The sequence below is a fragment of the Vibrio gigantis genome, from assembly GCF_024347515.1.
Classification (GTDB): Bacteria; Pseudomonadota; Gammaproteobacteria; order Enterobacterales; family Vibrionaceae; genus Vibrio; species Vibrio gigantis.
In genome coordinates this window covers 2,072,547-2,081,964 of the sequence record NZ_AP025492.1, presented here as the reverse complement: position 1 = coordinate 2,081,964, position 9,418 = coordinate 2,072,547, and the positions used below count along the sequence as shown (strand labels likewise).

Below are 9,418 nucleotides of genomic sequence, written 5' to 3'. Positions count from 1 at the left end.
AGCAACGCTGGCCTATTTTTTATCTAAAACGATAGAAGGTTATTTCAGAGAGTTGTGGATCAGAAACTCTTCTTCAACACCTTTCAATTTCATCTCATCCATAATGAAGTTCACTGTGTTCAACAAGCGCTGCTCACCCTTAGGAATCAAGTAACCGAATTGGCTGTTGGTAAACGGTGTTTCACAGCGAGCCGCTTCAAGGCGATCGTCGGTCACTTGATAGAACAAACCTTCAGGGGTTTCTGTCACCATGACATCAACTTTGCCTTCCGCAACGGCTTGCGGAACGTCTAGGTTGTTTTCGTAACGTGTGAAGCTTGCGTTTTGCAAGTTAGCGTCTGCAAACATCTCGTTAGTGCCGCCAATATTCACGCCTACACGAACCGAAGACAGATTTACTTTCTCAATGCTGTCGTACTGTTCTGCGTTACCTTTCGCAACTAAGAAACACTTGCCAAAGGTCATGTAGCCCTGAGTTTGTTCTGCGTTTAACTGGCGTTGCATTTTTCGCGTAATGCCGCCCATCGCGATGTCGTATTTGTCGCTGTCGAGGTCGGTCAGTAGATCTTTCCATGTGGTACGAACAATCTGTAATTCGACGCCCAATTGCTCTGCGATGTGTTGTGCGACATCAATGTCATAGCCAGAGTAGGTTTTACCGTCGAAGTAAGAGAAAGGCTTGTAGTCGCCGGTGGTGCCCACACGAAGGGTACCTGATTTTTGAATGTCTTCTAGCTGGTCAGCTTGTGCGACACCAGAAATTGCCAGAGCAATGGAAGTGAGTAATAAGGATGTTTTTTTCATTGTAATTATCTGTTGTGTTTGTAGTACTAATCAAAGTAACAGAAACAATCTGATAAAGAGATCAAACCATTGGAAAGGTTGCAAAAGAAGATAAAAAGAGGGCTGGAGACGGGTAATTCTATTGATTTTTGAACATGGATAAAGATGCGTTGCATATTTCATTTTGATAAATCGTAGACAAACAAAAGCCCATATTATCGAATAACATGGGCTTCATTTTGGTTTAGCTTGTTAGCTATTTAGCAATTGACTCATTGCTCATCTTAGCTGGAGCTTTAGACGCGTTAACCAGTAGGATACCAACGGTTAGTACCATCGAACCACATAGTAGGAACAATAAGCGTCCAGTTGGTTCGTTTGGAATCAGAGCCATTGCTAGGATACCGAAACCTGCTGTGCTGATAAGCTTACCAAGCATTGAGCGCTGTTTAGTATCTAGGTTTTGTTGCTCTTCACCTTCCGCTACTAGCGGCGTGTTCCAGTTAGTGAATAGTTGGTCAACTTCTTTCTCACGCTCTGGCGTTAAGCCTTTGTAGAAGCGAGAAGTCATGATGAAGTATCCCCCCGTGAAGACTACGTGAGCTGCTAAGCTTAGACCAACTTTCAAGTCGCTCCATTCACGTCCGGTCAGCGCCGTCTCAAGACCGAATAGGTTTTCGATGTCTTCTGCTTGAAGCGAGATACCGAAGATGTAAGAAACGAAACCACCAACCACTAGAGTAGACCAACCAGCCCAATCAGGTGTCTTGCGAATCCACATACCGAGTAGTACAGGAATAAGCATTGGGAAGCCAATCAATGCACCTACATTCATCACGATATCGAACAAGCTCAAGTGACGCAGAGAGTTAATGAATAGACCAATCGCGATGATGATAACACCCATCATGATAGTCGTTAGCTTACTTACAATAACCAGCTCTTTTTGTGTCGCGTTTTTACGAAGAATTGGGCTGTAGAAGTTCATCACGAAGATGCCAGCGTTACGGTTCAAACCTGAATCCATAGAAGACATCGTTGCAGCGAACATTGCTGACATAAGAAGACCAACCATACCTGCTGGCATTACGTTCTGTACGAATGCTAGGTAAGCAGCATCACCAGCTTTGTCGCCCATTGACGTGTATTGCTCAGCGAACTCAGGCATGAATGCACTTACGTACCAAGGTGGTAGGAACCAAATTAGTGGGCCAACAACCATAAGGATACATGCTAGGCCTGCCGCTTTACGTGCGTTTTCACTATCTTTTGCGCATAAGTAACGGTAAGCGTTAATGCTGTTGTTCATTACACCGAACTGCTTCACAAAGATGAACACTACCCAAAGGATGAAGATGCTCATGTAGTTTAGGTTGTTACCTAACATGAAGTCGCCGTCGAAGTTAGCTACGATGTTAGTCAAGCCACCACCGTGGAAGTAAGCTGCAACCGCACAAGTGATTGTCACGGCCATGATTACAAGCATTTGCATGAAATCAGAAGCAACAACCGCCCAAGAGCCGCCCGTTACTGCCATCAATACTAGAACCATACCCGTTACCACAATGGTTGCTTCCATTGGGATGTTGAATACCGCTGCTACAAAGATAGCTAGACCGTTTAGCCAGATACCCGCAGAGATAAGGCTGTCCGGCATGCCTGCCCATGTGAAGAACTGTTCAGACGTTTTACCAAAGCGCTGACGAATAGCTTCGATCGCTGTTACCACACGAAGTTGTCGGAACTTTGGAGCGAAGTACATATAGTTCATGAAGTAACCAAAAGCATTGGCTAAGAATAGGATTACAATAACGAAACCGTCATTGAACGCGCGTCCTGCGGCACCTGTAAACGTCCATGCTGAAAACTGTGTCATGAAGGCAGTTGCACCAACCATCCACCACAACATTTTGCCGCCCCCTCTGAAGTAATCACTAGTCGACGTGGTGAACTTACGGAACATCCAACCAATAGCGATTAAAAAGAAGAAGTAGGCGAGAACAACAAAAGTATCAATAGTCATCTTTTCAGCCTTTTAAATATCATAATTAACTGGGCTTAGATTAACGCGTCCAAAGGTTTATTTGTACTACAATATGCCTTTAGTATGATCCAGGTCGCATTGATTTTTTATGGAATATTAATTTTAAATCTAAGTATTTGTTTTTAATTGGTTTAATTGGTTTCTGATTTTATTTTTGTTTGAAGTTTATCGACCTTGTAAATGTATATATGTATGACAATATAAGTTAAGGCTAATAAGAAGTGTTACCCATAAGATTTTAGTTATAACCGTAACAAATGTGCTACAAGTAAGCTCAACTTTGCGACACCTTTCATGATTAAAATTACGATAAAACTAGCAACCATCACGCTGTTGCTGTTGAGGTAGCTTATTGTTTTTAAGTACTTATTTAATTTTTATGAGCGGGTGCATTGTCCCTAGATTTATTTGATATCAATGTAAGTGAAGGTGAGTAATATTTTGCTCAAATAGTGCTCTTAAAATGCAAGCTAGCCCATTAGTTAAGATTTGGCTGCTCACAATAGTGAAATAAAGCGGTCAACAAGCAGAGCGAATTATGGAGCACCTAAGTGAAAGTTAAAGTGGTTCGTGGTGAATTAGATTTGTATTTACTTGTACGACAAAACCTAAGAGGCCGGGAGTGTAAATGGTTGGAGAATTGGCATTTATGTATACTGCCAACCACAGGCGATCATATAACGCCAAGAGGGGCGTTAGCTAAAGCATTGACCCGTCCTGATATGGGTTGACACTTGATTGACTAAAACGCTCGATGTATTTCATCGGGCGTTTTGTATTTTAGAGCCGTGTGAGGCCTATATTCATTATAGATTTTTACTGATTCAGCGACCATTTTCTTTGCTTCATCTAAATCATTAGGTTTATTCAACAGATACTCCATCTTCAGTATTCCGTTGATCCTCTCTGCCAACGCATTCTGATAACAGTCATAGCCATCAGTCATTGAGCAAAATACACCATACTGTCGATGCAACTCTTGGTATTCAACAGAGCAGTACTGAACACCTCGATCTGAGTGATGGACAAGCTCACCTGTATTCTTCCGCTCTTTCAACGCGTTTAAAAAGGCCTGCTTGACCGTGCGAGCTTTCATATCATCACTTATGTGATAGCCCACGATTTTTCTTGAGTAAGCGTCCGTCACTAAACTGAGATACGTACTACCACGCCGCGTTGCTAGATAAGTAATATCGGCAACCCATAATTGCTCTGGTCCTTCCGGTATTAAGCCTTCTTTGATTCGATTTGGATGGCAGTAAAAGCGATGATTACTGTTTGTGGTTCGATGGTAAGCCCTTCGATTCTGTACTAATAATCGATTCATTCTCAGCAGAGAGAATAAGCGGTCTCGCCCGATTTCAATATCGTTCTGAGCAAGTAAATACTTGATCTTACGAGTCCCTATACGAGGGTGCATCATCCTTTGCTCCTTCACAAAACCGAGTACAGATTCATCTTTCTTTGTCTGATGAATTTCGGCAACACAGCGTTTGTAGAAAGCTTGTCTTGTAATACCTATGAAGTGACAAGCTTTAGTAACGGTCAACTTTCTGACCGTTTTTTCCTTAATAACTCGGCCTTGCGCTTCTTTGAGATTCGGACTCCGAAATCTCGATCCATGACTTTTACAACCGCTTCAAAGAACTCAGCTTTGAGCTGAGTTTCTTCTAATTGCTGCTCGAGTTCTTTGATTCGTTGCTCTGGGGTTTGAGTTGAGGAAGAGTTTGACATAGTCGCTCCTAACGCTCTCGATTGTTCTATTCCTTTAGACCAATCTAGTTGACCATGTTTGCGAAGCCAAACTAAAACGGTAGAGCGACCTTGGATCCCATAACGTTCTTGAGCTTGCTTATAAGTCATTTCGCCTTTTTCAACTTGGCTTACGACTGCCAATTTAAAGGCAAGAGAATAATCTCGTTGAGTACGTCTACTTGTTGTTTTCATGACACTCTCCAATTTCATGTTGGAAATGTGTCAACCATATTTAGGACGGTACACATAGATAACAAAAAGCCCCACCGAAGTGAGGCTTTATCACGAAACCTAAAACAAATTAAGCGTTAACGTGATCAACTGCGTCACGAACAAGCTTGCCTAGTTCGTCCCACTTACCTTCGTCGATAAGGTTAGTTGGAACCATCCAAGTTCCGCCACAAGCAAGTACAGAAGGGATAGATAGATATTCGTCTACATTCTTCAAGCTTACGCCGCCAGTTGGCATGAATTTAACAGGGTAAACCGCGGTTAGTGCTTTAAGCATACCAGTACCGCCAGAAGGCTCAGCAGGGAAGAACTTCAACGTGCGAAGGCCCATTTCCATTGCTTGCTCAACGAGGCTTGGGTTATTAACACCCGGTACGATTGCTACACCTTTGTCGATACAGTATTGAACAGTGCGAGGGTTGAAACCTGGGCTTACGATGAAATCAACGCCTGCTTCGATAGATGCGTCAACTTGCTCGTTAGTTAGTACTGTACCTGAACCGATTAGCATGTCTGGGAATTCTTTACGCATGATGCGAATCGCTTCGATTGCACACTCTGTACGTAGTGTGATTTCTGCACATGGCATGCCGTTTTCAACCAGTGCTTTACCTAGAGGGATAGCGTCTTCAGCACGGTTGATTGCAATTACAGGGATTACTTTTAGACTTGCTAGTTGTTCATTTAATGTAGTCATGAATTCTTTCTCACGTTAATTATGGGCTTGCTTTCAACTATGCAAACCCTTGATTAATATATAAAGTACGTAATTATAGAGACAAATCAGGCGTCGCTTCTAGAGGTATGATAGCACCTGGATGCTGAATCACAGTCCCTGCCACAATATGACCTGATAATGCTGCATCGCTAGCGTTACCACCACTTAAGCGTTTAGCTAAGAAGCCAGCACTGAATGAATCACCTGCTGCGGTAGTATCAACGATGTTGTTTACAGGGTGGGGTGCAACGTATCGAGCACTTTGGCTTTCCACCACTAAGCAATCTTTTGCACCACGTTTAATGATGATCTCTTTCACTCCAGACTCAGACGTACGTGCAATGCACTGTTCAATACTTTCGTCGCCGTACAGCTCTTGTTCGTCATCGAACGTGAGTAAAGCCGTGTCAGTGTACTTAAGCATTTTCAAGTACCAAGAAATCGCTTCTTGTTGGCTTTCCCAAAGTTTAGGTCGGTAGTTATTGTCGAAGAATACTTGACCGCCTTGAGCTTTGAACCTGTCTAAGAAGCTGAATAGCTGCGCACGTCCGTTCTCAGTCAAGATAGCAAGCGTAATACCACTTAGGTAAACCGCGTCAAAAGAGAATAGCTTATCAAGTAGAGCAGGGGTGTCTGGCTGATCAAACATGAATTTCGCGGCAGCGTCACTACGCCAGTAATGGAAACTGCGTTCACCCGTTTCATCGGTCTCGATGTAGTAAAGCCCTGGTTGTTTGTGATCAAGCTGAGCCACTAGGCTGGTGTCAATGCCTTCTGCTTGCCACTTTTTCAACATGTCGATACTGAATGGATCAGTACCTAACGCTGTGACATAGCTTGTTTGGATATCTTGCTCTTTTGTTAAGCGTGACAAGTAAAGTGCAGTATTCAGCGTATCGCCACCAAAACTTTGCTTAAGCCCGTCTTGTTTTTTTTGTAGCTCAACCATGCACTCGCCAATGACCGCGATGTTTAATGATTTCATATGCTTACCTTAGCAACTGAGGTTGCGCTATTCATTATTTTAGGAAATCTTCACGCGCAGGGTTGAAGATATCAAGAAGGATGCTGTCTTGCTCTAGTGCAATTGCACCATGCATCATGTGTTTACGAGCGAAGTAAGCATCGCCTTCTTTAAGCACTTTCTTTTCGCCTTCGATTTCAGCTTCGAAGCTACCACGGACAACATAACCGATTTGGTCGTGAATTTCGTGAGTATGAGGATGGCCAATCGCGCCCTTATCAAAACATAGGTGTACAGCCATAAGATCGTCAGTGTAAGCAACGATTTTACGCTTAATACCGTCGCCCAATTCTTCCCATGGGTTTTCATCTAGAATAAAGAAAGAGTTCATTGTGTATCTCCTAATTTGTATAAATCTATTAAGTGTTACCTAACTTGCGTTTATCATAAGGGAATAGGTGTAATTGTAATACAATATATCTAGAGTTGTGTGATATTGATCAAGCGACACTTTATATAACGTAAATAAATCAACAACTTAACAAATGCCTGTTATTTACCATTAGCTATTTATATCAATGGCTTACGGTGAATTATGTGATTCTGCTCATCATTTCGTTACGAATAGGTATGATTAAAGCTCATATTGTATTACTTTATCCGGAGTTTGAAAATTTAATCAAAGTTTAAATAGATAAACTCTTTATTGAGGGTGACAAAGAATATGACGACGAAACCAGTATTGTTGACTGAAGCAGAAATAGAGCAACTTCATCTTGAAGTGGGCCGTTCGAGCTTAATGGGTAAAACCATTGCAGCGAACGCGAAAGACCTAGAAGCGTTCATGCGCTTAGCTATTGATGTTCCTGGTCACGGAGAAGCGGGTGGTTACGAACATAACCGCCACAAGCAAAATTACACGTACATGAACTTAGCTGGTTGCATGTTCTTGATCACTAAAGAGCAAAAGTACGCTGACTTCGTTACAGAGTTACTAGAAGAGTACGCAGACAAATATCTAACGTTTGATTACCACGTGCAGAAAAACACGAATCCAACAGGTCGCTTGTTCCACCAAATCCTGAATGAACATTGTTGGTTAATGTTTTCAAGCTTAGCTTACTCTTGTGTTGCTTCTACATTGACACAAGAGCAACGTGACAACATTGAGTCTCGTATTTTCGAACCAATGCTAGAAATGTTCACGGTTAAATACGCACACGACTTCGACCGCATTCACAACCACGGTATTTGGGCAGTAGCCGCTGTGGGTATCTGTGGTCTTGCTCTAGGCAAGCGCGAGTACCTTGAAATGTCAGTCTACGGCATTGACCGTAACGATACTGGCGGCTTTCTAGCTCAAATTTCTCAGCTATTTGCACCTTCTGGTTACTACATGGAAGGCCCTTACTACCACCGTTACGCGATTCGCCCAACGTGTGTGTTCGCTGAAGTGATTCACCGTCATATGCCTGAAGTTGATATCTACAACTACAAAGGCGGCGTGATTGGTAACACAGTACAAGCAATGCTGGCGACAGCGTACCCGAACGGTGAATTCCCGGCTCTGAACGATGCATCTCGCACAATGGGCATCACAGACATGGGTGTTCAAGTTGCCGTCAGTGTTTACAGCAAACATTACTCTTCTGAAAACGGCGTAGATCAAAACATTCTTGGTATGGCCAAGATTCAAGACGCAGTATGGATGCACCCATGTGGTCTTGAGCTATCTAAAGCTTACGAAGTAGCTTCTGCTGAGCAAGAAATCGGCATGCCTTTCTGGCCAAGTGTTGAATTGAACGAAGGTCCTGAAGGTCACAACGGCGCACAAGGCTTTATCCGCATGCAGGATAAGAAAGGCGACGTTTCTCAGCTAGTGATGAACTACGGTCAACACGGCATGGGCCACGGCAACTTCGATACGCTGGGTATTTCTTTCTTCAACCGCGGTCAAGAAGTGCTACGTGAATACGGCTTCTGTCGTTGGGTTAATGTTGAGCCAAAATTCGGCGGTCGTTACCTAGACGAAAACAAATCTTACGCTCGTCAGACGATTGCTCACAACACAGTAACGATTGATGAAAAATGTCAGAACAACTTTGATGTTGAACGTGCAGACTCAGTACACGGTTTACCTCACTTCTTTAAAGTAGAAGACGAGAAAATCAACGGCATGAGCGCATTTGCTAACGATCACTACCAAGGTTTTGACATGCAACGCAGCGTGTTCATGCTAAACCTTGAAGAGCTTGAATCTCCGTTATTGTTAGACCTATACCGCTTAGATTCTACAAAAGGCGGCGAAGGCGAGCACCAATTTGATTACTCTCATCAATATGAAGGTCAAATTGTTCGCACTAACTTCGAATACCAAGCGAACAAAGAGTTAAACACGTTGGGCAGCGACTTCGGTTATCAACACCTATGGAACGTAGCGAGCGGTGAGGCAAATGGTACGGCCCTAGTAAGCTGGCTACAGAACAATACTTACTACACATGGCTAGGTACTAGCTCAAATGACAATGGTGAAGTGATCTTCACTCGTACCGGTGCTAACGATCCAAGCTTCAACCTACGTTCAGAACCTGCATTCATTCTACGTAGCAAGGGCGAAACAACCTTGTTCGCTTCTGTTCTAGAAACGCACGGTTACTTCAACGAAGAGTTCGAGCAATCGGTAAGTGCACGTGGTGTTGTGAAAGACATCAAAATAGTGGCCCACACGAATATCGGTTCAGTAGTAGAGATTACGACAGAGAAAGCAAACGTGACAGTGATGATCAGCAACCAACTTGGCGCGACTGACAGCACTGAACACAAAGTAGAATTGAACGGCAAAGTATACAGCTGGACGGGCTTTTACTCAGTAGAAACAATTTTAAACCCAGAATTAGCAAGCACTGCAGAGCAGGGGAAATAA

Annotated in this window: 7 protein-coding genes; 1 reads left to right on the top strand and 6 read right to left on the bottom strand. The window is 43.1% G+C overall.

Annotated elements, in window-relative coordinates; all coding sequences use genetic code 11:
- Positions 1-39 precede the first annotated feature (39 nt).
- From OCV56_RS09230 to OCV56_RS09205, 6 genes are all read right to left on the bottom strand, one after another.
- Positions 40-804, bottom strand: a complete 765-nt coding sequence (locus tag OCV56_RS09230; protein ID WP_086716141.1) for a transporter substrate-binding domain-containing protein — start codon at positions 802-804, stop codon at positions 40-42.
- Positions 805-1,039: 235 nt separating this feature from the next.
- Complete coding sequence (locus OCV56_RS09225) at positions 1,040-2,806, bottom strand: sodium:solute symporter family protein (RefSeq protein WP_048659517.1); 1,767 nt, start codon at positions 2,804-2,806, stop codon at positions 1,040-1,042.
- Positions 2,807-3,569: 763 nt separating this feature from the next.
- Positions 3,570-4,774, bottom strand: a protein-coding gene (locus OCV56_RS09220; protein ID WP_261901407.1) for an IS3 family transposase whose coding sequence is annotated in 2 segments (ribosomal slippage) — positions 3,570-4,387 and positions 4,387-4,774 — 1,206 coding nt in all. Because the reading frame shifts where the segments join, the coding sequence is not laid out codon by codon here.
- A 109-nt stretch (positions 4,775-4,883) separates the two neighbouring features.
- Positions 4,884-5,510, bottom strand: coding sequence for a bifunctional 4-hydroxy-2-oxoglutarate aldolase/2-dehydro-3-deoxy-phosphogluconate aldolase (locus OCV56_RS09215; protein WP_017110887.1), 627 nt, complete (start codon positions 5,508-5,510; stop codon positions 4,884-4,886).
- Positions 5,511-5,583: 73 nt separating this feature from the next.
- On the bottom strand, positions 5,584-6,516 hold the full coding sequence (gene kdgK / locus OCV56_RS09210; protein WP_086716225.1) for a 2-dehydro-3-deoxygluconokinase: 933 nt from the start codon (positions 6,514-6,516) through the stop codon (positions 5,584-5,586).
- A 34-nt stretch (positions 6,517-6,550) separates the two neighbouring features.
- Positions 6,551-6,886, bottom strand: a complete 336-nt coding sequence (locus OCV56_RS09205; protein ID WP_048659514.1) for a cupin domain-containing protein — start codon at positions 6,884-6,886, stop codon at positions 6,551-6,553.
- Between the two features lie 333 nt (positions 6,887-7,219).
- On the opposite strand from OCV56_RS09205, the gene OCV56_RS09200 reads away from it, so the two are divergent.
- A complete protein-coding gene (locus tag OCV56_RS09200) occupies positions 7,220-9,418 on the top strand; it encodes a heparinase II/III domain-containing protein (protein ID WP_086716223.1) in 2,199 nt (732 codons plus the stop codon).

Excerpts from the sequence above, each read along its gene's own strand:
- OCV56_RS09230 (WP_086716141.1), bottom strand. The coding sequence starts at position 804 with ATGAAAAAAACATCCTTATTACTCACTTCCATTGCTCTGGCAATTTCT.
- OCV56_RS09225 (WP_048659517.1), bottom strand. The coding sequence starts at position 2,806 with ATGACTATTGATACTTTTGTTGTTCTCGCCTACTTCTTCTTTTTAATC.
- OCV56_RS09215 (WP_017110887.1), bottom strand. The coding sequence starts at position 5,510 with ATGACTACATTAAATGAACAACTAGCAAGTCTAAAAGTAATCCCTGTA.
- kdgK (WP_086716225.1), bottom strand. The coding sequence starts at position 6,516 with ATGAAATCATTAAACATCGCGGTCATTGGCGAGTGCATGGTTGAGCTA.
- OCV56_RS09205 (WP_048659514.1), bottom strand. The coding sequence starts at position 6,886 with ATGAACTCTTTCTTTATTCTAGATGAAAACCCATGGGAAGAATTGGGC.
- OCV56_RS09200 (WP_086716223.1), top strand. The coding sequence starts at position 7,220 with ATGACGACGAAACCAGTATTGTTGACTGAAGCAGAAATAGAGCAACTT.